Source organism: Piscinibacter gummiphilus (assembly GCF_032681285.1).
Lineage (GTDB): Bacteria > Pseudomonadota > Gammaproteobacteria > Burkholderiales > Burkholderiaceae_C > Rhizobacter > Rhizobacter gummiphilus_A.
Map to the genome: position 1 here is coordinate 2,353,758 of NZ_CP136336.1, position 25,300 is coordinate 2,379,057.

Here is a 25,300-nt window from a genome sequence, read left to right on the forward strand (position 1 = left end):
CGGAACAGTGCTGGGGTCGCTTAGGCGACCCCGATGCACTTTTCAGGCACCCGCGCGGGTGGCGAAATTGGTAGACGCACCAGGTTTAGGTCCTGACGCCAGCAATGGTGTGCGGGTTCGAGTCCCGCCCCGCGCACCAGCCTTATCCAAACCAGAGAGTCCGTACACATCATGGCTGTCACTGTTGAAACCCTCGAAAAGCTCGAACGCCGCATCACATTGACGCTGCCGGCCGACACCATCAACAACGAGGTGCAGTCGCGCCTGAAGCGTCTCGCACGCACGGTCAAGGCGGATGGCTTTCGCCCGGGCAAGGTGCCGATGAGCGTCGTGACCCAGCGTTATGGCTATTCCGTTCACTACGAGGTGATGAACGACAAGGTTGGCCAGGCTTTCGAGCAGGCCACCAACGAAGCCAAGCTGCGTGTGGCCGGCCAGCCCCGCATCACCGAGAAGGAAAACGCACCCGAAGGCCAGGTCGCATTCGACGCCACGTTTGAGGTCTACCCGGAAGTGAAGCTGGGTGATATTTCGACCGCCGAAGTCGAGCGCATCAGCGCCGAAGTGACCGACGCCGCGATCGACAAGACCCTCGACATCCTACGCAAGCAGCGCCGCACTTTCGCCCAGCGCGCCCAGGGCGACGCCGCGGGTGAAGGCGACCGCGTGACGATCGACTTCGAAGGCAAGATCGACGGCGTGCCCTTTGACGGCGGCAAGGCCGAAGGCTTCCAGTTCATCATCGGCGAAGGCCAGATGCTGGAGCAGTTCGAGAAGGCCGTGCGCGGCATGAAGGCCGGCGAATCGAAGACCTTCCCGCTGCAGTTCCCCGAGGACTACCAGGGCAAGGACGTGGCCGGCAAGGAAGCCGACTTCCTCGTCACGCTGAGCAAGATCGAAGCGCAGAACCTGCCCGAGGTGAACGAAGCCCTGGCCAAGAGCCTGGGCATCCCCGATGGCACCGTCGAGTCGCTGCGTGCCGACATCAAGAAGAACCTCGAGCGCGAAGTGAAGTTCCGGGTGCTGGCCCGCAACAAGGCCGCCGTGATGGACGCCGTGGCCAAGACCGCCGAACTCGACCTGCCGACGGCGCTGGTGGCCAACGAGACTGCCCGCATGATCGAGTCGGCCCGCGCCGACCTGAAGAAGCGCGGCATCAAGGACGCCGACAAGGCCCCGATCCCGGAAGAGATCTTCAAGCCGCAGGCCGAGCGCCGCGTGCGCCTGGGCCTGGTCGTCGCCGAACTCGTGCGCGCCAACAACCTGCAGGCCAAGCCCGAGCAGTTGCAAGCCCACATCGAGGAAATGGCGCAGAGCTACGAGAAGCCGGCCGAGGTGGTGCGCTGGTACCTGAGCGACCGTGAGCGCATGGCCGAAGTCGAAGGCGTTGTCATCGAGAACAACGTCACGGAGTTCGTGCTGGGCAAGGCCAAGGTCACCGACAAGGCCGTGCCGTTCGATGAGCTGATGGCTGGCTGATCGGGCTTTCAGCCAGAAGGAGAGGGCGCCAGCCGGCACGGCGAGGCGCCCTTTGTTTTTCCATCGATCGCATTTCTGTCGTGTCTCTCTTGAGGCGACATAATCAAGCCCAACCTGTAGGCATCACTTCTGAAGGACGCACACGCATGAGCGCGCTGGACACTCTGGGTTTGGGCATGGTGCCCATGGTCATCGAACAGTCGGGACGCGGCGAGCGTGCCTACGACATCTACAGCCGCCTGCTGCGCGAGCGCATCGTGTTCCTGGTCGGCCCGGTCAATGATCAGACGGCCAGCATCGTCGTGGCCCAGCTGCTCTTTCTCGAGAGCGAAAACCCCGACAAGGACATCCACTTCTACATCAACTCGCCTGGCGGCTCGGTGACGGCCGGCATGTCGATTTTCGACACGATGGAGTTCATCAAGCCCGATGTGTCGACCATGTGCGTGGGCATGGCGGCGAGCATGGGCTCTTTCCTGCTGATGGCGGGCGCCAAGGGCAAGCGTTTTGCGCTGCCGAACGCCCGGGTCATGATCCACCAGCCTTCGGGCGGTGCGCAGGGCCAGGCCACCGACATCGAGATCCACGCCCGCGAGATCCTCAAGACCCGCGAGCAGCTCAACCGCATCTACGCCGAGCGCACCGGCCAGCCCATCGAGAAGATCCGCGCCGACATGGAACGCGACTTCTTCATGGACCCCGAAGAGGCCAAGAACTACGGCCTGATCGACCAGGTGCTCAACAAGCGCGCCGGGCCGGCCACCAGCTGACGCGCAAACACGGGGCCAAGACCCGTAACTGCAATCGAAACGGGGCCTTTTTTACCGCCAAGGCCCCGTTTTCTTTTGCTCTATCATCCCAACCAGCCTCTTCCACGCCTCGTGCGCCCCACTTAAATGGCCGAAAAAAAAGGCTCCTCCAGCGAGAAAGTTTTGTACTGCTCCTTCTGCGGCAAAAGCCAGCATGAGGTGAAGAAGCTGATCGCCGGCCCGTCGGTGTTCATCTGCGATGAGTGCATCGAGCTGTGCAACGACATCATCCGTGACGAGGTTCCGGCCGATACCCCGGAAGCCCGCGCGGCCAAGTCCGATCTGCCGGTGCCGGCCGACATCAAGGCCAGCCTCGACCAATACGTGATCGGGCAAGACACGGCCAAGCGCACGCTGTCGGTCGCGGTCTACAACCACTACAAGCGGCTCAAGCACATGGCCACGTCGAAAGACGAGGTCGAGCTGGCCAAGAGCAACATCCTGCTGATCGGCCCCACGGGCTCTGGCAAGACGCTGCTGGCGCAGACGCTGGCCCGCCTGCTCAATGTGCCCTTCGTGATCGCCGACGCCACCACGCTGACCGAGGCCGGCTACGTGGGTGAAGACGTCGAAAACATCATCCAGAAGCTGCTGCAGAACTGCAACTACGACGTCGACAAGGCGCAGCGCGGCATCGTCTACATCGACGAGATCGACAAGATCTCGCGCAAGGCCGACAACCCGTCCATCACCCGCGATGTGTCGGGTGAGGGCGTGCAGCAGGCGCTGCTCAAGCTCGTCGAAGGCACGATGGCCTCGGTGCCGCCGCAGGGCGGCCGCAAGCACCCGAACCAGGATTTCCTGCAGATCGACACGACCAACATCCTGTTCATCTGCGGTGGCGCGTTCGATGGCCTGGAGAAGGTCATTCAAAACCGCTCCGAGAAGTCGGGCATCGGCTTCGGTGCCACGGTGCACTCGAAGAGCGAGAAGCGCGTCTCCGAAGTCTTCCGCGAGGTCGAACCGGAAGACCTGATCAAGTTCGGCTTGATCCCCGAACTCGTCGGCCGCCTGCCGGTGGTGGCGACACTGGGCGAGCTGACCGAAGACGCGCTGGTGCAGATCCTGACTGAGCCCAAGAATGCGCTGGTCAAGCAGTATCAGAAGCTCTTCGCGATGGATGGCGTCGAGCTGGAAATCCGCCCGTCTGCGCTGAGCGCCATCTCCAAGAAGGCCCTGGCCCGCAAGACCGGCGCGCGCGGCCTGCGCTCGATCATGGAGCTCTCCCTGATCGACACCATGTTCGAGTTGCCCACGCTGGACGGCGTGGCCAAGGTGGTGCTCGACGAGCACACCATCGAAGAGAACGCCAAGCCCTTGTTGGTGTACCGAGAACAGGCCAAAGCCAGTGCCTGACGCCCCTCTGAGACTGAGGATCCTGAATAGCCTGTGCCTATCGGGCAGGTGTCTTGCAATTGATTCCTCGGGCCTTATGTGGGCCTGAGAAAGAGAGGTTCCTATGTCCGGACATCCTGTTTTGCCTGCTGAGCCCATCACCATGCCGCTGCTCCCGCTGCGGGATGTGGTGGTCTTTCCCCACATGGTCATCCCGCTGTTCGTGGGGCGGCCGAAGTCCATCAAGGCGCTGGAAGCCGCGATGGAGGCGGGTCGTCAGATCATGCTGGTGGCGCAACGCGCGGCCGGCAAAGACGAGCCCAAGCCCGACGACATGTTCGAGGTGGGCTGCGTGTCGAGCATCCTGCAGATGCTCAAGCTGCCCGACGGCACGGTGAAGGTGCTGGTCGAAGGCATCCAACGCGCCAACACCCACAGCATCAGCGACAACGGCGAGCACTTCATGGCTGAAGTGACGCCGGTGCCGCCGGAGACCGACACCAAGCCCGAGATCGAAGCCCTGCGCCGCGCCGTGACGCAGCAGTTCGACCAGTACGTCAAGCTCAACAAGAAGATTCCGCCGGAGATCCTGACCTCCATCGCGGGCATCGACGATGCAGGCCGCCTGGCGGACACGATCGCGGCGCATCTGCCGCTCAAGCTCGAAAACAAGCAATCGGTGCTCGACCTCTTCGCCGTCGACAAGCGGCTGGAGAAGCTGCTCGAGCAACTGGAGCACGAAGTCGACATCCTCCAGGTGGAGAAGCGCATCCGTGGGCGTGTGAAGCGCCAGATGGAAAAGAGCCAGCGCGAGTACTACCTGAACGAGCAGGTCAAGGCGATCCAGAAGGAACTCGGTGACGGCGAAGAAGGCGCCGACATGGAGGAACTGGAGAAGAAGATCATCGCGGCGAAGATGCCGAAGGATGCGCGCAAGAAGGTCGACGCCGAGCTGAAGAAGTTGAAGCTCATGTCGCCCATGTCGGCCGAAGCGACCGTCGTGCGCAACTACATCGACACGCTGATCAACCTGCCCTGGACCAAGAAGACCAAGATCAAGCACGACTTGGCACATGCCGAGGAAGTGCTGAACGAGGACCACTACGGCCTCGAGAAGGTCAAGGACCGCATCCTCGAATATCTCGCGGTGCAACAGCGCGTGGACAAGGTGAAGGCGCCCATCCTGTGCCTGGTCGGCCCTCCGGGTGTCGGCAAGACCTCGCTCGGCCAGAGCGTGGCGCGTGCCACCGGCCGGAAGTTCGTTCGCATGGCGCTTGGCGGCATGCGTGACGAGGCCGAGATCCGCGGCCACCGCCGCACCTACATCGGCTCCATGCCGGGCAAGGTGCTGCAGAGCCTCTCCAAGGTCGGCACGCGCAACCCGCTGTTCCTGCTCGACGAGATCGACAAGCTCGGCATGGATTTCCGTGGCGACCCGTCCTCGGCGCTGCTGGAAGTGCTCGACCCCGAGCAGAACCACACCTTCAGCGACCACTACGTCGAGGTCGACTTCGACCTGAGCGACGTGATGTTCATCGCCACCTCGAACTCGATGAACATTCCGCCGGCGCTGCTGGACCGGATGGAAGTGATTCGCCTCTCGGGCTACACCGAAGACGAGAAGGTCAACATCGCGACGCGTTACCTCTTGCCCAAGCAACGCCAGAACAACGGCGTGAAGGACGAAGAGCTCGACGTCACCGAGTCGGCCGTGCGCGGGATCATTCGCTACTACACCCGTGAAGCCGGCGTGCGTTCGCTCGAGCGCGAGGTGTCGAAGATCTGCCGCAAGGTGGTCAAGGGTCTGCAGCTCAAGACCTACACCGGCAAGGTGGTCGTGACCGAGGAGAACCTCAACGAGTTTCTCGGTGTTCGCAAGTTCTCCTACGGCCGCGCTGAAAACGCGAACCAGGTCGGCCAGGTGGTCGGCCTCGCGTGGACGGAAGTCGGCGGCGACCTGCTGACGATCGAAAGCGCCGTGATGCCGGGCAAGGGCAACATCATCCGCACCGGCTCGCTGGGCGACGTGATGAAGGAGTCGGTGGAAGCAGCACGCTCCGTCGTGCGCAGCCGCTCACGCCGTCTCGGCATCAAGGACGAGCTCTTCGAGAAGCGCGACATCCACATCCACGTGCCCGATGGCGCCACGCCGAAGGATGGCCCGAGCGCCGGCATCGCGATGACCACGGCCTTCGTGTCTGCGTTGACGGGCATTCCAGTGCGCGCCGACGTGGCGATGACCGGCGAGATCACGTTGCGTGGCGAGGTCACGGCGATCGGCGGGCTGAAGGAAAAACTCCTGGCGGCTCACCGTGGTGGCATCAAGACGGTGCTCATCCCGGAAGAGAACACCAAGGACCTGCAGGACATTCCCGAGAACGTGAAGAACCATCTCGAGATCGTGCCGCTGAAGTGGATCGACCAGGTGCTCGAGGTTGCGCTCGAGTCGGCTCCGCAGGCCCTGTCCGAAGAAGATCCGCCGAAGGTCGACGCAGAAGCCGTCAAGAAGGTGGATGCGCCGGCTGCGAGTGGCGATTCGCTGAAGCATTGAGTTGAAAGCGGCTCCGGTCTTGCAGGCCGGAGCTTTTTTCATTTATACTTTCAGCTTCGGTTGATTCAAGCAATTGAGTTGATCGGAACACGCGGGATTAGCTCAGTTGGTAGAGCGATACCTTGCCAAGGTATAGGTCGAGAGTTCGAGCCTCTTATCCCGCTCCAAATTCAAAAGGGAAGCTTCGGCTTCCCTTTTTGCCAAGGCGCCCAATGCCTTCGGCCGCAACAGTCAACGGCGCGGTAGCAAAGCGGTTATGCACCGGATTGCAAATCCGTGTAGGTCGGTTCGACTCCGGCCCGCGCCTCCAGACACTTCGGCGCAGCCAAAGAAAAACGCCCCGTCTATCGGGGCGTTTTGCATTTCGTGGCGCGCTCAAGCCGTCATTCAAACGCCTGCACGGCAACCAGCTTGCCATTGCCCGGCTCGAACTCGCAGCGGTAGTTGAACTGCACGAGGTTCATGCCCGGCGCGCGCTGCACAGCGCCGATGCCTTCGAGGCTGGCGCGGCCACCAGGCGCCGGGCGCAACTGGCGCGAATCGGAGCCGAAAGCGATGCGGCCCACGCGCGGATGCTTGCTCTTCAGCGTGGCGGCCACGGCGGTTTCACATGCTTCGGGCGACACGCTCATCAGGTCGGGTTGCCATTCCTTGCCTTCGCTCGCGCGCAGGCCGCCAGCGTCGCGGAACACGATGCCCGAGGTCGCGCCTGTCTTGCTGTTGTAGGCACAGCCGTAGGTGAAGGGCGCCGATGCACCGACCGAGTTGCGGTAGCGGCCCGCCCCCTTCACGTCGGTCTCTTCGCCGGTCGTGGGCGACAGCATGCGCTTGTCTTTCTGGAACTGAACATCGCTCGCGTCACGGCCGCGCATCTCCTTGATGGTTTCGGTGACGGCGGCCTCGCAACTCTCGGCAGCCTTGGCCGCATCAGCCGGTGTGGCGGCGTGCGCGACCGAGCTGCACACGAGAGCGATGGCAGGGAAGAGGAGGGTGGTTTTCATCGGATGAACTGCTGAAAGCAACTGGCTGGCATGGTGTCGTGTTTTGCCGGCAGCGGCAAGAGAACGAGCCCTGAGCGTTTTGAGCGCCGACATGGGCTCTGGTTCACCCAGTCTTCACACAAGGGCTCGCGGCTTCATCGCAGCTTCCCATGCACACGGGATGCTCTCGCGCATGCCGCCACGTCGGGCGGTGCCAACCGGAGTTGAGAACCGTGAGTGCCTCTTCCCACCTCATCGTTCACGGCGGCATGCCGCTGTCGGGCCGCATCGAACCGTCGGCCAACAAGAACGCGGTGCTGCCGATCCTCTGCGCGACCTTGCTGACCCGCCAGCCGGTGCATCTGCGCGGCGTGCCCGACATCACCGACGTGCGCAAGATCCTGCAGTTCTTCGAATCCATCGGCAGCGAGGTGCATGCCGACATGGCGCGGGGCATCGTCGGCCTGTACCACCGGCACAGCGTGTTCGATGCGCGCCGCCACCGCCTGCCGCTGGAGATGCGCTCGTCCATCATGCTGGTGCCGCCCCTGCTCGCTCGCTTCGGCGAGGCGCGCATCGAAGACGAGGTGAAAGGCTGCACGCTCGGGGTGCGCGAGATCGACCCGCACGTGGAGACCTTGCGCCATTTCGGCGCCCACATCGAGCCGGGCGAAGACGGCTTCGCCGTGCGTTGCGACGGCCCCTTGCGCGCCACCGAACACTGGCTCGACTACGCCTCCGTCACCACCACCGAAAACTTCGTGCTGTGCGCCGCGCTTGCAGGCGGCCGCTCGGTGCTGACGAATGCCGCCTGCGAGCCGCACGTGCAGGAGTTCTGCGAGTTCATGTGCCGCCTCGGCGCCCACATCGAAGGCATCGGCACCTCCCGCCTCGTGATCGAGGGCGTCGATGCCCTGGGCGGCACCGAGTTCAGGTTTGCCGAAGACTTCCACGAGGTGACGACCTTCCTCGCGCTCGGTGCGATCACGGGCGGTGAGGTGACGGTGCGCAACTCGCGGCCCGAGCACTTTCCTCTCATCGACCGCAGCCTCGCGAAGTTCGGTGTGCATGTCACGCACCGCGACGGCTGGTCACATGCGCGGGTGCAGGGCGGCTTGAAGGTGGCCGAGCCCTTCACCCGCAACATGCTGCAGAAGATCGAGGCGGCGCCCTGGCCCTACCTGCCGGTCGACCTGCTGCCGATCTTCATGGCGCTGGGCGTGCGCGCCGAGGGCAGCGCAATGTTCTGGAACAAGGTCTACGACGGCGCGATGGGCTGGACGTCGGAGCTGTCGAAGTTCGGGGCGCACGTGTTCCTGTCCGACCCGCACCGCGCCATCAGCTTCGGCGGACGGCCGCTGGCACCGGCGCAGGTCGACAGCCCCTACATCATCCGCGTTGCGATCGCTTTGCTGATGGTGGCGGCGAGCATCGAAGGCCGCTCGGTGATCCGCCACGCGGCGCCCATTCGGCGCGCCCACCCCCGCTTCGTCGAGAACCTCTGCGCGCTCGGCGCACGCATCGAATGGACCGAGCGGCCCTGAGGCTCAGCGCCGCGGCGCGAGACGCAGCGTCTCGCCGATGGCGATGGTGTGGAAGGCATCGTCTCCAAGACCACGCGCCGCGCGCACTTCCTTCAACACCCTTGGCGGCTCGTCGAGCGGCTCGTCGGTGAGCGCGAAGGTGCCCCAGTGCACGCCCAGCGAGCGCTTGGCGCCGAGGTCGATGTGGATCTTCACCGCCTCTTCCACGTTGACGTGCTGGGCGGACATGAACCAGCGCGGCTCATAGGCCCCGATGGGCAGCAGGGCGATGTCGAAGCCACCGCCGCGGGCCGCGTCCTGGCGATGGGCGAGGTGCTCGCGGATGTCGGTGAAGTCGCGCGAGTAGGCCGTGTCGCCGGCATAGAAGAGATGGCAATCGTCGGCCAGTACCGCGAAGCCACCCCAGAGCGTGGCCATCCGGTCGTCGAGCCCTCGTGCCGACCAGTGCTGTGCGGGCAGCAGCATCACGTCCACCTCGCGGCCATCGTGCTGCAGGCGGTGCGTGTCCCACCAGTCGAGTTCGACCGCATGGTGCACACCTCGCGTGGCGAGCCAGGGCTTCAGGCCGAGTGGCACCACGAAGAGCGGCGGCCCTCCGGCTTGCCGGTTCAGCGTGTCGACCGAGGCGCCATCGAGGTGGTCGTAGTGGTTGTGCGAGACCAGCACCAGATCGATGCGCGGCAAGGCCTCGAGGGCCACACCCGGTGCCTGGTGCCGCTTCGGCCCGACGAACGACACGGGGGAGGCGCGCATCGAGAAGATGGGGTCGGTGAGCAGCGTGAGGCCGCCAATCTGCGCCAGCACCGTGGCGTGGCCGATCCAGGTGACGGCCGGCTTCATCTGGCGTCGCGCGAGCGCGTTGCGCTGGAGGAAATCCAGATCGGCGGGCACTTGCGGAATCGGCTCGCGTGGCGGCTTGGGCAACCCGTGGCGCGTCGCATCGAAGCGCCATCGCAGGACTTCGGCCAGTGTCTTGGGTGCGAAGTCGGTGTGCCGGTTCTGAAAGCCCTCGGGCCGGTGATGCGGCTTGCTGGGGTCGTAGTAAGGATTCTTCGGCATGGTGGTGTGCGAGCCGGGCCAGCATAGCCCAAGCATCCGAGGGGGCATCGCGGGGGATAGACTCGCGGCCACGATGTACGCCAAATTCTTCGGCCTGCGGCAGGAACCGTTTTCCATTGCCCCCGATCCCCGCTATCTCTTCATGAGCGAGCGGCACCGCGAGGCGCTGGCGCATCTGCTGTACGGCCTGCGCGGCGGTGGTGGCTTCGTGCTGCTCACGGGCGAGATCGGGGCAGGCAAGACTACGGTGTGCCGCTGTTTCCTGGAGCAGATCCCCAAGCGCTGCAACGTCGCCTACATCTTCAACCCCAAGCTCACCGTGATCGAACTCCTGCGCACGGTGTGCGAGGAGTTCCGCATCCCGCTCGACGCGGAGCGCCCGCGCGGCGAGAGCGTCAAGGAATACCTCGACCCGATCAACGAGTTCCTGCTCAAGACGCACGCCGTCGGGCAGAACAACGTGCTCATCATCGACGAGGCGCAGAACCTCTCGCCGGAGGTGCTGGAGCAACTGCGCCTCCTGACCAACCTCGAGACCAGCGAACGCAAGCTGCTGCAGATCATCCTCATCGGCCAGCCCGAGTTGCGCGACATGCTCGCGCGGCCCGAGCTCGAGCAGCTCGCACAGCGCGTGATCGCGCGGTACCACCTGAAGGCGCTCAGCGAGAGCGAGACGGTGCAGTACATCCGCCATCGCCTCGGCGTGGCGGGCCTGAGCGGCATGGTGCCGTTCGACCGCGCGGCGCGCAAACGCATCCATGAGCTGTCGCGAGGCGTGCCGCGCCGCATCAACCTGCTGTGCGACCGCTCCCTGCTCGGCGCGTATGCAGAAGGCCGCTCGCGGGTGAACCGCGAGATGGTCGACCATGCCTCGGCCGAAGTCTTCGGCGAGGCCGAACGCCCGCTCGCGGCGGCCGTGAGTGGCATCAACCGCAAGCCGGTGTATGCCGCCGCGGCCGGGCTGCTGGTGGGGGCGCTGCTTTTCGGCGTGGTGAGCTGGGTGCGCGACGGTGGCGCGGGCAAGACCGCTGCGGCCGCGGCGGCGTCCGCCGTGCCCGCGAAGGCGGCGATCGCAGCCACCGTGGCATCGCAGCCGGCCACTGCGGCGTCTGCCGTGAAGCCGGCTGCCACGCTCACGCTCGACGGCCTGCGCAGCGAGACCCAGGCCCTGCGCGAGCTCGCCGCCGCGTGGAAGACGCCCTTGGCCGAGACCGACCCGTGCAGCACCGCCGCGCGCCAGCAGCTGCAGTGCTTCAAGAGCGATGACGGCGGCCTCGCGATGCTGCGCGCGCTCGACCGCCCCGGCGTGCTCACCGTCTACGACGACGCAGGCAAGCCGGTTTACGTGCTGCTGATGTCGCTGGCGGCCGACAGCGCCACCCTGCGCGGGGCCGGTGGGGCGACGCAGACCGTGCTGCTCTCGGCGCTGGCCAAATCCTGGCGGGGCGAGTTCGCCACCTTGTGGCGCACGCCTCCGGCGTACATCGGACGCGTGCCGGTGGGCCAGAACGGGCCGGTGGTCGACTGGGTGGCGCAACAGGTCGCGCGTGCACAGGGCGAAGCCTTGCCCACCACGCCGGGAACGCTGGATGCTGCATTGCAGGAGCGCATCGCGAATTTCCAGCTGGCACATGGCCTCAAGCCCGACGGTCGGGTGGGGCCGATCACGCTGATGCACCTCAACCGGGTCGCAGGGGTCGACGAGCCCCGGCTGCTGACCACCGTGGCGTCGAACTGAAAGGCGGGCGATGTCTTACATCCTTGATGCGCTGCGCAGGGCCGATTCGGAGCGGGAGCGTGGGGCCGTGCCCAGCCTGCACAGCAAGCAGATCGCCCCCGGCGTGGCCGATGGCGATGACGGCGACGAGCCGGCCGGCCGCTCGGTGCAGCCACTGTGGTGGGCCGTGGGGGGCCTGTCGCTCGCCCTGGTGGGCATGGCCGCCTGGCTGGTGCTCGGGCGCTCGGGCGCGGAGCCCGAACCGATGCGCGCGGCACTGCCGGTAGCCCAAGCCCCAGTCCTGCCCGCGCCACCGCCCGCACCCCAAGCGCAGCAACCTGCCCCCGAGCCCGTGGCTGCGCAGCCAGCACCGGTTGAACCCAAGAGCGTCCCGGTCTCACCACCGCCCGCACCGGCGCCTGCGCGAGTCGCAGCAGCACCCAAGCCTGCAGAGAAGCCGGCAGACAAGCCGGTGGCCGCAGCCCCCGCGGCACTCCGCGACGAAGACACGCCGGTGCCCTCGATCTCCGAGCTGCCCGATGACATCCGCCGGCAACTGCCCACGCTCTCGGTCAGCGGGGCCAGCTACTCCAAGAACCCGGCGAGCCGCATGCTCATCCTGAACGGACAGGTGTTCAAGGAAGGCGACAAGGTCGCCAACGACCTGGTGCTGGAGCAGATTCGGCTGAAGAGTGCCGTGCTCTCGTTCAAGGGGCGGCGCTACAGCGTCAGTTTCTGAAGGCTTGCCGACCTAGAATCCGCTGCCTACGGCCAGCCGGCGTGGCGAAATCGGTAGACGCAAGGGACTTAAAATCCCTGCTCCTCAAGGAGGTGCGGGTTCGAGTCCCGCCGCCGGCACCACGAACGTAGAGCGTTCGAGCCCTGCACACCCGCTGCACAGCGCTCACGCTTCACATCACCCCCCGCCTCAACTCCGCTTGCTGCGCCCGACCGGGCTCGGCGGCTTGACGCGCGCGAAGGCCTTGCGGTCTTGCGCGCTCTTGTCCCACTGGCGGGCGATGCTGCCGCAGACCAGGTCGCATAAGGCGTACACCGACTCGTCGGCGATGCGGTAGTAGACCGCGTTGCCGCGGCTTTCCCGTGCCACCAGGCCGTGCTTCATCAGCAGCGCGAGGTGGCGCGAGATGTTGGCCGAGGTGTAGCCGCAGGCCGTGGCCATCTCGCCGACGTTGTGTTCGCCGCCGCGCAGCAGATTGAGGATCTGCAGACGCGTCGGCTCCGACAGCGCCTGGAAGTACGCGGCGACCTGCGCCAACGCCTCGGGAGTCAAACCTTGCATGCTCGGGCACAGAAGTGTGGAGGGTGGCGAATCATGCCTCATCGATGCACCTTTTGATGTCGTGTGGCTACTTGACTATTTAACTACTTGCGCAAATACTATCATTCAAGTGAACCGGAGCAAACCATGACGGCATCAGGCATGAAGCACATTTCGACGCGCACGGCGCTCATCGCCGGCCCGCTGGCATGGGCGATCGGCCTTGCCTTCGCTGCGAGTGCTTCGGTGGCGGCTCCGGCCGAGCTGGCCACTGTCCAGGTGGCCGCCGCCTCGGGCGCGCAGGCCAACGCCTTCGACGGCGTGGTGGAGGCCGTGCGCCAGACCGTCATCGCCGCCCAGGTGCCGGGTGCGGTGGTGGCCGTGCAGGTGAAGGCCGGCGAGCGGGTGAAGGCCGGTCAGGTGCTGCTGCGCCTCGACGCGCGCGCCGCCGAGCAGCAGGCCGCTGCCGCCGCCGCGCAGGTGCAGGCCGCGCATGCCGCGCAGGAGGCCGCCACCCGCGAGTTCGAGCGCCAGAAGCAGCTCTTCCAGCAGAACTACATCAGCCAGGCCGCGCTCGAGCGCGCCGAGTCGCAGCACAAGTCGGCGCAGGCGCAGGCCGCCGCGCAGCTGGCCTCGGCGGGTGCCGCCCGCACCGAGTCGGGCTTCTACACGGTGAAGGCGCCGTATGACGGCATCGTCTCCGAGGTGTCGGTGGTGCTCGGCGACATGGCCATGCCCGGCCGCGCGCTCGTGACGGTGTACGACCCGGCGCAGCTGCGCGTCACGGCCTCGGTGCCGCAGACCGCCGCGCCCGAGCCGGGTGCCACGCCGCTCATCGAAGTGCCGGGCACCGCGCCCGCGCGGATCACGCCGCTGCGCTGGCAGCTCCTGCCGTCGGTCGACGCGGCCACGCACACGGTGCAGCTGCGGCTCGAGCTGCCGCCGGGCACGGCCTTGTCGCCGGGCATGTTCGCCCGTGCCTGGCTGCCGGTGCGCGGCGAGGCGGGGCAGCGCATCGCGGTGCCGGCGAGCGCGGTCGTGCGCCGCGCCGAGCTGACCGGCGTCTACGTGATCGGTACCGATGGCCGCGCGCTCCTGCGCCAGGTGCGCCTGGGGCCGGTCAACGGCAACCAGGTCGAGGTGCTCTCGGGCCTCAAGGCCGGGGAGCGTGTGGCGCTGGACGCGCAGTCTGCGGCGAAGGGGCGCTGAGGTGAACGTCTCCGGTCGCATCGCGCGCTTCTTCCAGTCGGCGCAGATCACGCCGCTGCTGGCCCTGGTGGCGCTGCTGCTGGGGGCCTTCGCGGTGATGGTCACGCCGCGCGAGGAGGAGCCTCAGATCAACGTCACGATGGCCAATGTGCTGATCCCGTTCCCGGGTGCGTCGGTGGCCGACGTGGAGCAGATGGTGGCCACGCCGGCCGAGCAGGTGCTGTCGCAGATCGCCGGCACCGAGCACGTGATGAGCGTGTCGCGCCCTGGCCTCGCGGTCATCACCGTGCAGTTCAAGGTGGGCGTGCCGCGCACCGAGGCGCTGGTGCGGCTCTATGACACCGTGCATGCCAACGCCGACTGGCTGCCGCGCGGCCTGGGCGCGGGCGAGCCCATCGTCAAGCCCAAGGGCATCGACGACGTGCCCATCGTCACGCTCACGTTCTACGCGAAAGACGCCGACACCGGTGCCGCCGACCTGGAGCGAGTGGCGCACACGCTGGAGGCCGAGCTCAAGCGGGTGCCCGGCACGCGCACGGTCTCGACCGTCGGCGGCCCGGGCCGCGCGGTGCGCGTGGAGATCGACCCGGCGCGCCTGGCCGGGGCCGGCGTCACCGTGGCCGAGCTGCGCCAGGCGCTGCAATCGGCCAACCTCGGCACGCCGGTGGGCGAGCTGCTGGGCGGCGACCGCTCGGTGGCGCTGGAGGCCGGCCCGTTCCTGCGCGATGCACGCGACGTGGGCTCGCTCGTGGTGAGCGTGCGCAATGGCAAGCCGGTCTTCCTGCAAGACGTGGCGCGTGTGGCCGACGGCCCGCTGCCGCCGCAGCGCTATGTGTGGCATGGCACGAAGGAGGGCGACTCACCCGCGGTCACCATCGCCATCACCAAGAAGCCCGGCGAGAACGCGATCAGCGTCGCCGATGCGGTGATGCAGCGCGTGCAGGCCGCGCGCAACACGCTGATCCCCGCCAACGTGATGGTGGCCGAGACGCGCAACTACGGCGCCACCGCCAACGACAAGGCGATGAAGCTGATCCAGAAGCTGCTCTTCGCCACGGCTTCCGTGGTGGCGCTCGTCTTCGTGGCGCTCGGCCGCCGAGAGGCCGCCATCGTGGGCAGCGCGGTGATCCTCACGCTCACGGTGACGCTCTTCGCCTCGTGGGCCTGGGGCTTCACGCTGAACCGGGTGTCGCTCTTCGCGCTGATCTTCTCCATCGGCATCCTGGTCGACGACGCCATCGTGGTGGTGGAGAACATCCACCGCCACATGGCGCTGCACCCCGACAAGACGCTCGCCGAGCTGATCCCTGGTGCCGTCGACGAGGTGGGCGGCCCCACCATCCTTGCCACGCTCACGGTGATCGCGGCCTTGCTGCCGATGGCCTTCGTGAGCGGCCTCATGGGCCCGTACATGAGCCCCATCCCCATCAACGCGAGCATGGGCATGCTGTTGTCGCTGGCCATCGCTTTCGTCGTCACGCCGTGGCTCGCCCGGTTGTGGATGAAGCACACCGGCCATGCACATCAAGAGCCCAAGGGGCTGGCCGCCAAGCTCGGCCCGCTGTTCGACCGCATCTTCCGCCCGCTGCTCGACGCCCGGCAAGGGGGCCGCAACCGCAAGCTGCTCGGCCTCGCGGTGGCCGGCCTGATCGCCATCTCGCTCGTGCTCCCCGCCGTGGGCCTGGTGGTGCTCAAGATGCTGCCCTTCGACAACAAGTCGGAGTTCCAGGTCATCGTCGACATGCCGGCCGGCACGCCGCTCGAGCGCACCGCCGCCGTGCTGCGCGAGCTGGGCGCCCATGTAGCCGCGCAGCCCGAGGTCACCGACTACCAGGCCTATGCCGGCACCGCCGCGCCCATCAACTTCAACGGCCTCGTGCGCCAGTACGACCTGCGCTCGGGTGGCGAGGTGGGTGACCTGCAGGTCAATCTCGTCGACAAGCACCACCGCAGCGAGCAGAGCCACGCCATCGCCACGCGCCTGCGCCCCGCGCTGCAGCAGATCGGCCAGCGCCACGGCGCCAACGTGAAGGTGGTGGAAGTGCCGCCCGGCCCGCCGGTGCTCTCGCCCATCGTGGCCGAGGTCTACGGCCCCGAGGCGCAGGGTCGTCGCGAGGTGGCGCAGGCCGTGCGCAAGGTGTTCGAGCAGACCGCCGGTGTGGTCGACGTCGACGACTCCGGCATCGCCGATGCGCCGCGCAAGCTGCTGCTCGTCGACCGCCGCAAGGCCGCGATGCTCGGCGTGCCGCAGGCCGCCATCGTGAGCACGCTGCGCGCGGGACTGGCCGGCGAGGCCGCGGCCTACCTGCACGACCAGAGCAAGTACCCCGCAGCCGCCACGATCCAGCTGCCCGCCGAAAGCCACGGCGACCTCAACGCGCTCCTGCAACTCGGCGTGCGCGGTGCGGCGGGGCAGGTCGTGCCCATCCGCGAGCTGGTGACGGTGAGCGACACGCTGCGCGAGCAGCCCATCCACCACAAGGACGGCCTGCCGGTGCACTACGTGGTGGGCGACATGGCGGGCGCGGTCGACAGCCCGCTCTACGGCATGTTCAAGATGCGCAGCGCCCTGGCGCAGGTGAAGACGCCGGGCGGCGGCACGCTCGGCGAGACCTTCATCCGCCAGCCCACCGACCCCTGGCGCGACTACGCCCTCAAGTGGGACGGCGAATGGCAGATCACCTACGAGACCTTCCGCGACATGGGCGCCGCCTATGCCGTGGGCCTGGTGCTCATCTACCTGCTGGTGGTGGCGCAGTTCGGCTCGTACCTCACGCCCCTCATCATCATGGCGCCCATCCCGCTCACCATCGTCGGCGTGATGCCGGGCCATGCGCTGCTGGGCGCGCCGTTCACCGCCACCAGCATGATCGGCATGATCGCGCTGGCCGGCATCATCGTGCGCAACTCCATCCTGCTGGTCGACTTCATCCGGCTGCAGGTCGCGCAGGGCATGCCGCTCGAAGAGGCCGTGGTGCGCTCGGCCGCCACCCGCGCGCAGCCCATCCTGCTCACGGGCCTGGCCGCCATGCTGGGCGCCTTCTTCATCCTCGACGACCCGATCTTCAACGGGCTCGCCATCTCGCTGATCTTCGGCATCTTCGTCAGCACGGTGCTCACGCTCGTCGTGATCCCGCTGCTGTATTTCGTGGCCTACCGGCGCCAGAGCGTGCCGCAGCCGTCTCCACTTTCAACTGAAGGAGCCCCGTCATGACCTCATGGCAACTCGTCCGCCTGTTCGCAGGCAGTTTCATCCTCCTGTCGCTCGCGCTCGGCGTGCCCGGCAGCATGCTCTTCGTGAGTACCTGGTGGCTCGCGTTCACCGCCTTCGTGGGCGTGAACCTGCTGCAGAGCTCGATCACGCGCTGGTGCCCGCTCGAGATCATCCTGCGCAAGCTGGGCGTGCCCGCGGGCTGCTGATCGCCGGAGCCTGCCATGCAACTCGTCTGCCCCACCTGCGGCACGAAGAACCGCGTGCCCGACCAACGCCTCGCCGATGCGCCGATCTGCGGCCGATGCAGCACCGAGCTGATGGCCACCAAGCCTGTCGCGCTCAGCGACGAGCGCTTTCCAGGCTTCATCGAAGGCACCGAGCTGCCGGTGCTGGTCGACTTCTGGGCGGCCTGGTGCGGTCCGTGCCGCATGATGGCGCCGCAGTTCGAGCAGGCCGCGGCGCAGATGCCGAACGTGCGCTTCGCCAAGGTCGACACCGAGGCCGCACCGCAGGCGAGCGTGCGCCAGCGCATCCGCAGCATCCCGACGATGGTGCTCTACCACCGCGGGGTGGAGGTGGCGCGCCAGAGCGGCGCCATGGCGGCGCGCGACATCCAGCGCTGGGTGCAGTCGCAGCTCGCCGCGGCCGGAGCGGCGTCATGACACGCCCGCCGCGCCTGCGCGCATCGGCGGTCGTCGTGGCCGCAGGGGCGGTGCTGTTTGCACCCTCTGCCTGGTCGCTCGACCTGATGCAGGCCTGGCAGCGTGCCGAGCAGCATGCGCCCGAAGCCGCGCTCGCCCGCGCCTCGCGCGAGGCGGGCGCGGCACGTGGCGAGCAAGCCAAGGCCCTGTGGCGGCCGAACGTCGTGCTCGAAGGCGGTGTGTCGTACGCCAACGGCGAGACCGCCACGCGCGGCGCGCAGTTCTCGGCCCCCGGCTTCGGCTCGGCCACCGGCGTGTCGTTCGACACCTCCGTGCACGGCGGCACCGCCACCCGCTACGCACTCGGCCTGCGCCAGCCCGTCTACAACCGCGAGCGCAGCGCCCAGGCCGAATCGCTCGCCATCGCGGCCGATGCCGCCCAGCACGAGTGGGCCCGGTCGCGGCAGGACCTGATGCTGCGCACTGCCGAGCTCTACTTCAATGCGGCGCTCGCCGCCGAGCGGCTGCAGCTGCTGCAGCGCCAGCAACGCGCCGTCGACAAGGCCGCCACCGAAGCGCGAGACCGCTTCCGCCTGGGCGACCGCCCCGTGACCGACGTGCACGAGGCCACCGCGCGCGCGGCCTCGCTCGACGCAGAGCGCCTGGCCGCCCAGACCCAGCTCGACCTGGCCCGCAACGCACTCGCCGACCTGACCGGCGTGGCGCGCCTGAACGACCCGACCGAGACGCTCGCGCTGCCGGGCGGCACGCCGGTCGACGACATCGGCACGCTGCCCGACTGGCTGGCCCGCGCCGAGCGGCACAACCTCGAGCTCAAGCTCGCCGAGGCATCGCTGCGCTCGGCCGAGGCGCGCTCGCGGGCGTCGGCCGCAGCCTTCTCGCCCACCGTCGACGTGGTAGCGCAGGTGGCGCGCGAGCGCTTGTCGGGCGATGGTGATTTCGGCACCGCCAGCAACACCGCGCGCAACCGCGCGGTGGGGGTGCAGCTGGCCGTTCCGCTCTACACCGGCGGCATGCGCAGCGCGCAGGCCACCGAAGCCCGTGCGCTCACCGACAAGGCTCAGGCCACCCTCGACCAGGCGCGCCAGCGCGTGGCCCAGCAGACCCGCGCCGCCTGGCTCGACCTCGCGGTCGGCAAGAGCCGAATCTCGGCGCTGGCGACCGCGCTCGATGCCAGTCGCGCCCGCCTCGACGCCACGCGCGTCGGCCTGCGGGCCGGCGACCGCAGCACGCTCGACCTGCTCAACGCCGAGAACGACGCCTCGGCCGCCGAGCTGGCGCTGCTCGAAGCGCGCACACGTCTCATCGTCCATCGTCTGCAGCTTGCCGCCCTGGCCGGCGAGCTGGACGACGCCGCCGTGCAGCGCGCCAACGCGCTGCTGCAATCCACCCGCTCCTGAAGGAGGCCCACATGGCTCACATCGTCGTTCTCGGTGCCGGCATCGGCGGCATGCCGGCTGCCTACGAGTTGAAGGCAGCGCTCGGCCGCGAGCACCGCGTCACCGTCATCAACGCGGTCGACTACTTCCAGTTCGTACCGTCCAACCCCTGGCTGGCGGTGGGCTGGCGAGAGCGCGAGGCGATCACGCTGCCCATCGGGCCGGCGCTCGGGGCCAAGGGCATCGAGTTCATCGCGCAGCCGGTGGTGCGCCTCGACGCCGAAGGCAACGCGGTGGAGCTGAAGGACGGCAGCCGCATCGCCTACGACTACCTCGTGATCGCGACCGGCCCGCGGCTCGCGTTCGAAGAGGTGCCGGGTGCGGGCCCCCTGGGCGGCTTCACCCAGTCGATCTGCACCGTCGACCATGCCGAACATGCGCTCGCCGAGTACCGCAAGTTCCTCGACGACCCCGGCCCCGCGGTGATCGGCGCGATGCCCGGCGCGAGCTGCTTCGGCCCGGCCTACGAGTTCACCTTCATCTTCAGCCGCGACCTGCAGAAGCGCCGCCTGCGCCACAAGGTGCCCATCACCTACGTCACCAGCGAGCCCTACATCGGCCACCTGGGCCTGGGCGGCGTGGGCGACTCCAAGAGCATGCTGGAGAGCGAGCTGCGCAACCACGACGTGAAGTGGATCTGCAACGCGCGCGTCACCAAGGTCGAGGCCGGCAAGATGTTCGTGACCGAGCTCGACGACATGGGCCAGGTCAAGAAGGAGCACGAGCTTCCCTTCAAGTTCAGCATGATGCTGCCCGCCTTCAAGGGCGTGGACCCGGTGGCCGCGGTCGAAGGCCTCTGCAACCCGCGCGGCTTCGTGCTGATCGACGAGCACCAGCGCAGCAAGAAGTACAAGAACATCTTCTCGGCCGGCGTGTGCGTGGCCATCCCACCGGTCGAAGCCACGCCCGTGCCCACCGGCGCGCCCAAGACGGGCTACATGATCGAGTCGATGGTCACCGCCATCGTGCACAACATCGTGGCCGACATCCGAGGCGAGCCCGCCACGGCCAAGGGCACCTGGAACGCGATCTGCCTGGCCGACATGGGCGACACGGGCGCCGCCTTCGTGGCGCTGCCGCAGATCCCGCCGCGCAACGTGAACTGGTTCAAGAAGGGCAAATGGGTGCACCTGGCGAAGATCGCGTTCGAGAAGTACTTCTTGCACAAGATGAAGACCGGAAATTCGGAGCCGGTCTATGAGAAATACGTGCTGAAGGCGCTCGGCATCACGCGGCTCACCGAGCGGAGTTGACGCGGGTCAGTCGGCGGTGCGGGTTTTGCCGGCAAGGGGCGGCACGCCGGTTGCTGGTGGGTTAAAAACTGTTTCAAGGATCTGCGCCCATCCTCCTGCCTGCCATGCTCAAGCCCGCCTTCCTGCTCCTCTTGTGGCTCGCGACCGCGGCGCTGTCGCCGGCCGGGGCAGCCCCCGCCGGCGGCAAGCAGACGGTGTGCACCGTCACCGTCAACTCGCCCGACGAGAAAGAGGTGTTCCGGCGCTACCTGCCGGCCTCGAAGTACGAGTTCGTCGAACTCGTCGAGCGTGGGCGCTCCGACTGGCTGGCCTCGTCGTGCCGCGCCGCCACCCGCTGCGACGTGCTGGTGGTGTCGGGGCATTTCGACGGCGACAACGAATTCTTTTCCGACCAGCTCGACGTGCACGAGTTCGTGACCGTCTCCGAGCTGGAGCGCGCCTCGTGCAGCGCCTCGTGCCCGAGCCTCTTCTCGCAGTTGAAGGAGGTCTATCTCTTCGGCTGCAACACGCTCAGCCGCCACGCGCAGAGCAGCGCTTCGGCCGAGGCGGTGCACGAGTCGGTGCGGCAGCGGCGCTCGCTCGGCGAGGCCAACGCCGAACTCAAGCTGCTCGGCGACGCCGGCCACGGCCAGAGCAGCCGCGACCGCATGCGCCAGCTCTTTGCCGGCGTGCCGGTCATCTACGGCTTTTCCTCCACCGCGCCGCTCGGGCCCATCGCGGCCGACACGCTCGAGCGCCACCTGCGCCAGCGCAAGCCCAAGATCGGCACCGGCCGCGCCGACCCGGCGCTGCTGCGCGCCTTCTCGGTGTTCTCGCTCGCCTCGGCCCCTGGCGCCAAGCGTGGCGAGGCGGCCATGGCCGACCGCGGCGACATGTGCCGCTTCGCCGACGAACGCGTGCCGGTGGCCGGCAAGCTCGACTTCGTGCACCAGCTCATGCGCCGCCCCGACGGCAGCGCCATGCGCTACCTCGACCGCATCCAGCGCCTGGCCGGCTCGCTCGACGAGAAGACCCGCGCACAGCCCGCCGTGGCACGCGAGCTGTCCGAGATCGCCCACGACAGCGCCACCCGCGAGCGCTTTCTCGCCAGCCAGCGCGAAGCCGCCCAGGCTCCCACCCGCGTGCGCCTGGTGAACCTCGCGCGCAACCTCGGCTGGCTCGACGACGACCAGCGCTGGCAGGAACTCGCGCTCATGCTGGGCGAACTGCAGGCGCGCAAGACGGTCGGCATCTCCGAGATCGATCTCGCCTGCCGTCTCAACGAAGACGGTGAACTCGATGGCGCCTTCTCGCGCCGCGTGGTGTCGGGCGGTGCGGCCGACACCGTGGCCCATGCCGCAATGCGCGCCTGCCTCGGCAGCAACGAGGGCCGTGCGCAGACGCTCGACGCGCTGGCCAGCGCCCGCGAGGCCGACGTGCAGGCCGCCCAGGCCTACCTGCGGCGCCGGCCCATCGCCGATGTGGCCGAGTTGCGGCGGCTCACGCAGCGCATCGTGGAGATGCCGGCCGGCGACGCCCAGGTGCGTGCGCTCGAAGTGGTGGGGCGGCACTACGTGTCCGACCGCGAGGTGCTGATGAAACTCTCGGAGCAGTACGCGAAGACGCCCTCTGTGGAGGTGCAGAACGCCATCGCCGGTGTGCTCATCCGCGCCGACCGCCGCGCCATCGACGCCGCCGAGCTGCGGCAGGTGCTCTCGCAGCACCGCAAGCGCCCGGCTGGCCGCGGCGGCGAGATGGTGGACGCGCTGTTGTCGCGACTCGAGAACGGCTGAACGCCGCTGGGTGAGCAAAGCGCACGAAGATTCGGTTACATCTGCCCCGCGGGCGCGCATGCCGTGGAAAACTCGCGGGCATGCTGTACCCCCTCGCCGTGCTCCGCGGCCTGCCCCGCGCTGGCGCTCTGCTGCTGTCGGCCCTGGCGGCCGTGCTGCCCCACGCAGCCCGCGCCGAGCCCAAGACGGTCTGCACCATCACGATCAACTCGTCCGACGAGCGTGAAAGCTTCAAGCGCCACCTGCCGGCGGGTGACTACCGCTTCGTGGAGCTGGTGCAGAGCAACCAGCCCGACTGGTTCGCCAACGCCTGCCGCAGCGGCGTGCAGTGCGATGCGCTCGTCATCTCGGGGCATTTCGACGACGGCACCGAGTTCTACACCGACCGCCTCGGCGACCGCGACAACCTCCCGGTGACCGAGCTGGAGCGTGCGTCGTGCAGCAACTCGTGCGACGGCGTGCTCGCGCATGTGAAGGAGGTCTACCTCTTCGGCTGCAACACGCTGAAGGACGACCCGCGCCACGTGGCGGAAGGCGAGGTGCTGCGCAGCCTCACGCGCGCCGGCCACACGCCCACCGATGCCGAACGTGTGGCCGCCGCGCTCAACGTGAAATACGGCCAGAGCAACCGCGACCGCCTGCGCACCATTTTCAAGGACGTGCCGCTGCTCTACGGCTTTGCCTCCAAGGCGCCGCTCGGCCGTTACGCCGGCCCGCTGATGGATCGCTATTTCCAGTCGGCCCCGGTGGGCGAGGTGGCCGGTGGCCGCGCCAGCCCGACGCTGCTGCAGCTCTTCGGCCCGACCTCGATGGTGTCCACGCGCGGCATCGACGCATCGGAAGCCCGCAGCGGCTACCGCGAAGACATGTGCCGCTTCACCGACACCCGCACCTCGGATGCCGCCAAGGTCGAATCGTTGCACGCCATGCTGCGCCGCAGCCCCGCCGAGTCGCGCATGTTCCTCGACCACCTGGAGCGCTTTGCTGCCAGCGTGGGGCCCGAGAAGCGCCGCCAGCCCGAGGTGGCTGCCGCGCTGGAGCGCATCCGCCGCGACGACGGCACCCGCACCCGCTTCCTCGAACTCGCCCGCGATGCCGACCGCGCCAGCGCGCAGACCCGCATGATGGCGCTCGCCCACGGCCTGGGCTGGCTCAGCGCCGAAGAGCAGCAGGCCGAATTCGTCCGCATGGTGGCCACGCGCATGTCGCGCGGCACGCTGGGGCTGCATGAGGTCGACCACATCTGCACCAAGGTGGCGGCGCAGGAGGCGCCGCTCGCGCCGAACGTGCTCGCCCTCGGCGGCGCACGGCCCGACAACGTGGCGCACTCGGCGGCACTCGCCTGCCTGGGCGACCGTCCCGGCCACGAACGCACGCTGCGCGCCCTCACGAGCGCGAGCGACAACGACGTGGCGGTGGCGCAGGTCTACCTGCGGCACCGGCCGCTGGCCGACGTGGCGGAAGTGCGGGCCATCGCGGCCGGCATCGGCCGCATGACGTCGCCAGCAGCGCAGACACGCGCCCTCGAAACCCTGGCCAAGCAGCGCCTGGCCGATGCGCAGAGCCTGCAGGCGATCGCGCGGCTCTTCCCGGCGGCGCGCTCGCTCGACGTTCAGCGCGCCATCGCGGGCATCCTCATCCGCTCCGACTACCGCCAGCTCGGCACCAGCGAACTCGCGCGCACGCTGCGCCAGCACCGCCTGCGTTCACCGGGCGGGCGCGACGTCATCGATGTGTTGATCCATCTGCTGCAGACGGCGTAACGCCGGGCTGCGGCGCGGCATCGTCCACCGGCCGCGCCTCGCCGCACAGGCGCAAGGCATAGGCCACGAGTGGCGGGCCGAACGTCTCGAAGACGGCCACGGCTGCCAGCACCACCGCACCCACCTGCGCGCCGAGTTCGGGCACCAGCCCGGCCGTCGATTGCACAAGGCCGATCGCGAGCCCCGCCATCGGCAGCAGCATCAGGCTCACCGCCGTCGAGCGGCGGTGCGCGAAACCGAACGCCCGCCCGCAGGCATACACGGCCACCGCCTTGGCGAGGCAGCGCATCAGCACGAAGCCGAGGGCCGCCGGGGCATGTTCCACCAGGTCCGACAGGTGCAGGTTCGCGCCGGCCACCACGAAGAGGATCACGAAGAACACGTCGCCCCCGCCGCCGAACTCCACCCGCGTGAGCCGCGAGCGGCCTTGCAGCCAGCGGCACACGATGCCCAGCGCGAGCGCGGTGAAGAGGGTCGACACGCGCAAGGCCACCGCCAGACCGAGCGAGAGCATCACCGCGCCCACCAGCAACGCGAAGCGCAAGTGCTGCTCGTTGCGGCGTGTCTGCCGCGCGATGCGCGTGGTGACGAAGCCGACACCGAGCGCGACGATCACCGCGCCTACCAGCTGATACGCCGGCAGCGCCAGTGCCGCCAGCGGCTCGAAGCGTGCGCTCTCCAGGGCGAGCGGCAGCGTCATCGAATACAGCACGAAGGCCAGCACGTTGTTGATCGCCACCAGCGACATGGCGGCCTTGATCGTGGGGCCGCGCGCGTGCAGCTCGTCGGCCACGTGGATCAGGACGGAGGGCGATGACGACACCGCAATCGCCGCCACCAGCGTGGCCACCGTGTGCGAGGCGCCGAGCAGGTGCATCAGCCCGAGGATGGCGGCAAAGGTGGCGAGGCTTTCCACCAGGCTCGTGATGAGCAAGCGGCGGTCGTGCACCACCGCCCACGGGTGCAGCGCCGCGCCCAGGCGAAAGAGGATGAGCCCGAGCGCGATGTCGACCAGCACGCGCGCCCCGTCGAGTGTGCTCTGCGGCAGCAGGCCAATGCCGCTCGGCCCGATCACGAGGCCGCAGGCCATGAAGCCGGTGATGGTGGGCAGCCAGCGCACGCGTGCGGCAAGCAGCCCGCCCAGCGTGCCGAAGGCGAGCAGCACGCCGAAGGCGATCATGAGATTGCTCTCGGGCCAGCCGGTGGGCAGGAAATCGACGATGGAATGCATGCGG

General features: G+C 68.0%; 19 protein-coding genes and 4 tRNA genes. 19 read left to right on the forward strand and 4 right to left on the reverse strand.

Features of this window, described 5'->3' with window-relative positions:
* Positions 1-52 precede the first annotated feature (52 nt).
* The 7 genes from RXV79_RS11045 (at position 53) to RXV79_RS11075 (ending at position 6,484) form a co-directional block, all read left to right on the forward strand.
* Positions 53-139 (forward strand) — tRNA-Leu (locus tag RXV79_RS11045).
* A gap of 32 nt (positions 140-171) precedes the next feature.
* On the forward strand, positions 172-1,479 hold the full coding sequence (tig, locus tag RXV79_RS11050; RefSeq protein ID WP_316703476.1) for a trigger factor: 1,308 nt from the start codon (positions 172-174) through the stop codon (positions 1,477-1,479).
* 146 nt (positions 1,480-1,625) lie between these two features.
* The gene (gene clpP / locus RXV79_RS11055) at positions 1,626-2,249 is read left to right on the forward strand and encodes an ATP-dependent Clp endopeptidase proteolytic subunit ClpP (RefSeq protein ID WP_316703477.1); all 624 of its coding nucleotides are present in this window, start codon (positions 1,626-1,628) and stop codon (positions 2,247-2,249) included.
* Positions 2,250-2,375: 126 nt separating this feature from the next.
* Positions 2,376-3,644: an ATP-dependent Clp protease ATP-binding subunit ClpX gene (gene clpX / locus RXV79_RS11060; RefSeq protein WP_296719782.1), complete on the forward strand. Its 1,269-nt coding sequence runs from the start codon at positions 2,376-2,378 to the stop codon at positions 3,642-3,644.
* 103 nt (positions 3,645-3,747) lie between these two features.
* Positions 3,748-6,174, forward strand: coding sequence for an endopeptidase La (gene lon / locus RXV79_RS11065; protein ID WP_316703478.1), 2,427 nt, complete (start codon positions 3,748-3,750; stop codon positions 6,172-6,174).
* Positions 6,175-6,265: 91 nt separating this feature from the next.
* A tRNA-Gly gene (locus RXV79_RS11070) sits at positions 6,266-6,341 on the forward strand.
* Positions 6,342-6,410: 69 nt separating this feature from the next.
* Positions 6,411-6,484: transfer RNA gene (locus tag RXV79_RS11075), tRNA-Cys, on the forward strand.
* A 73-nt stretch (positions 6,485-6,557) separates the two neighbouring features.
* Here the strand turns inward: RXV79_RS11075 and RXV79_RS11080 are convergent.
* Positions 6,558-7,175, reverse strand: a complete 618-nt coding sequence (locus tag RXV79_RS11080) for a hypothetical protein (RefSeq protein ID WP_316703479.1) — start codon at positions 7,173-7,175, stop codon at positions 6,558-6,560.
* Positions 7,176-7,324: 149 nt separating this feature from the next.
* On the opposite strand from RXV79_RS11080, the gene RXV79_RS11085 reads away from it, so the two are divergent.
* Positions 7,325-8,698, forward strand: coding sequence for a UDP-N-acetylglucosamine 1-carboxyvinyltransferase (locus RXV79_RS11085; protein WP_413816678.1), 1,374 nt, complete (start codon positions 7,325-7,327; stop codon positions 8,696-8,698).
* Between the two features lie 3 nt (positions 8,699-8,701).
* On the opposite strand, the gene RXV79_RS11090 is transcribed toward RXV79_RS11085, so the two are convergent.
* Positions 8,702-9,757 carry an MBL fold metallo-hydrolase gene (locus RXV79_RS11090; protein WP_316703481.1) on the reverse strand — a complete coding sequence of 352 codons (1,056 nt, stop codon included), beginning with the start codon at positions 9,755-9,757 and terminating at the stop codon, positions 8,702-8,704.
* A gap of 73 nt (positions 9,758-9,830) precedes the next feature.
* Between RXV79_RS11090 and RXV79_RS11095 the strand changes: the two genes are divergently transcribed.
* The 3 genes from RXV79_RS11095 (at position 9,831) to RXV79_RS11105 (ending at position 12,335) form a co-directional block, all read left to right on the forward strand.
* The gene (locus tag RXV79_RS11095; RefSeq protein WP_316703482.1) at positions 9,831-11,495 is read left to right on the forward strand and encodes an ExeA family protein; all 1,665 of its coding nucleotides are present in this window, start codon (positions 9,831-9,833) and stop codon (positions 11,493-11,495) included.
* A 10-nt stretch (positions 11,496-11,505) separates the two neighbouring features.
* Entirely contained in the window at positions 11,506-12,213 is a 708-nt protein-coding gene (locus tag RXV79_RS11100; RefSeq protein ID WP_316703483.1) for a general secretion pathway protein GspB, read from the forward strand.
* A gap of 35 nt (positions 12,214-12,248) precedes the next feature.
* Positions 12,249-12,335, forward strand: a tRNA-Leu gene (locus tag RXV79_RS11105).
* Positions 12,336-12,402: 67 nt separating this feature from the next.
* On the opposite strand, the gene RXV79_RS11110 is transcribed toward RXV79_RS11105, so the two are convergent.
* Positions 12,403-12,774 carry an ArsR/SmtB family transcription factor gene (locus RXV79_RS11110; RefSeq protein ID WP_316703484.1) on the reverse strand — a complete coding sequence of 124 codons (372 nt, stop codon included), beginning with the start codon at positions 12,772-12,774 and terminating at the stop codon, positions 12,403-12,405.
* A 141-nt stretch (positions 12,775-12,915) separates the two neighbouring features.
* Here RXV79_RS11110 and RXV79_RS11115 point away from each other — a divergent pair, with 141 nt between their 5' ends.
* The 8 genes from RXV79_RS11115 to RXV79_RS11150 all read left to right on the forward strand — a co-directional run bounded on the left by RXV79_RS11115 (position 12,916) and on the right by RXV79_RS11150 (position 24,065).
* The gene (locus RXV79_RS11115; RefSeq protein ID WP_316703485.1) at positions 12,916-13,962 is read left to right on the forward strand and encodes an efflux RND transporter periplasmic adaptor subunit; all 1,047 of its coding nucleotides are present in this window, start codon (positions 12,916-12,918) and stop codon (positions 13,960-13,962) included.
* A gap of 1 nt (position 13,963) precedes the next feature.
* The gene (locus RXV79_RS11120; RefSeq protein ID WP_316703486.1) at positions 13,964-17,176 is read left to right on the forward strand and encodes an efflux RND transporter permease subunit; all 3,213 of its coding nucleotides are present in this window, start codon (positions 13,964-13,966) and stop codon (positions 17,174-17,176) included.
* A complete protein-coding gene (locus RXV79_RS11125) occupies positions 17,173-17,382 on the forward strand; it encodes a YgaP family membrane protein (RefSeq protein ID WP_316703487.1) in 210 nt (69 codons plus the stop codon). Before RXV79_RS11120 ends, RXV79_RS11125 begins: the two co-directional genes overlap by 4 nt.
* 15 nt (positions 17,383-17,397) lie before the next feature.
* A complete protein-coding gene (gene trxC / locus RXV79_RS11130; protein WP_316703488.1) occupies positions 17,398-17,838 on the forward strand; it encodes a thioredoxin TrxC in 441 nt (146 codons plus the stop codon).
* On the forward strand, positions 17,835-19,238 hold the full coding sequence (locus tag RXV79_RS11135; protein ID WP_316703489.1) for a TolC family outer membrane protein: 1,404 nt from the start codon (positions 17,835-17,837) through the stop codon (positions 19,236-19,238). The genes trxC and RXV79_RS11135 overlap by 4 nt, the downstream gene beginning before the upstream one ends.
* Positions 19,239-19,249: 11 nt before the next feature.
* Positions 19,250-20,530, forward strand: a complete 1,281-nt coding sequence (locus RXV79_RS11140) for an NAD(P)/FAD-dependent oxidoreductase (RefSeq protein WP_316703490.1) — start codon at positions 19,250-19,252, stop codon at positions 20,528-20,530.
* A 104-nt stretch (positions 20,531-20,634) separates the two neighbouring features.
* Entirely contained in the window at positions 20,635-22,302 is a 1,668-nt protein-coding gene (locus RXV79_RS11145) for a hypothetical protein (protein ID WP_316703491.1), read from the forward strand.
* Between the two features lie 80 nt (positions 22,303-22,382).
* Positions 22,383-24,065 carry a hypothetical protein gene (locus RXV79_RS11150; RefSeq protein WP_316703492.1) on the forward strand — a complete coding sequence of 561 codons (1,683 nt, stop codon included), beginning with the start codon at positions 22,383-22,385 and terminating at the stop codon, positions 24,063-24,065.
* Here the strand turns inward: RXV79_RS11150 and RXV79_RS11155 are convergent.
* Positions 24,028-25,296: a cation:proton antiporter gene (locus tag RXV79_RS11155; protein WP_316703493.1), complete on the reverse strand. Its 1,269-nt coding sequence runs from the start codon at positions 25,294-25,296 to the stop codon at positions 24,028-24,030. The genes RXV79_RS11150 and RXV79_RS11155 overlap by 38 nt on opposite strands.
* Positions 25,297-25,300: the final 4 nt, after the last annotated feature.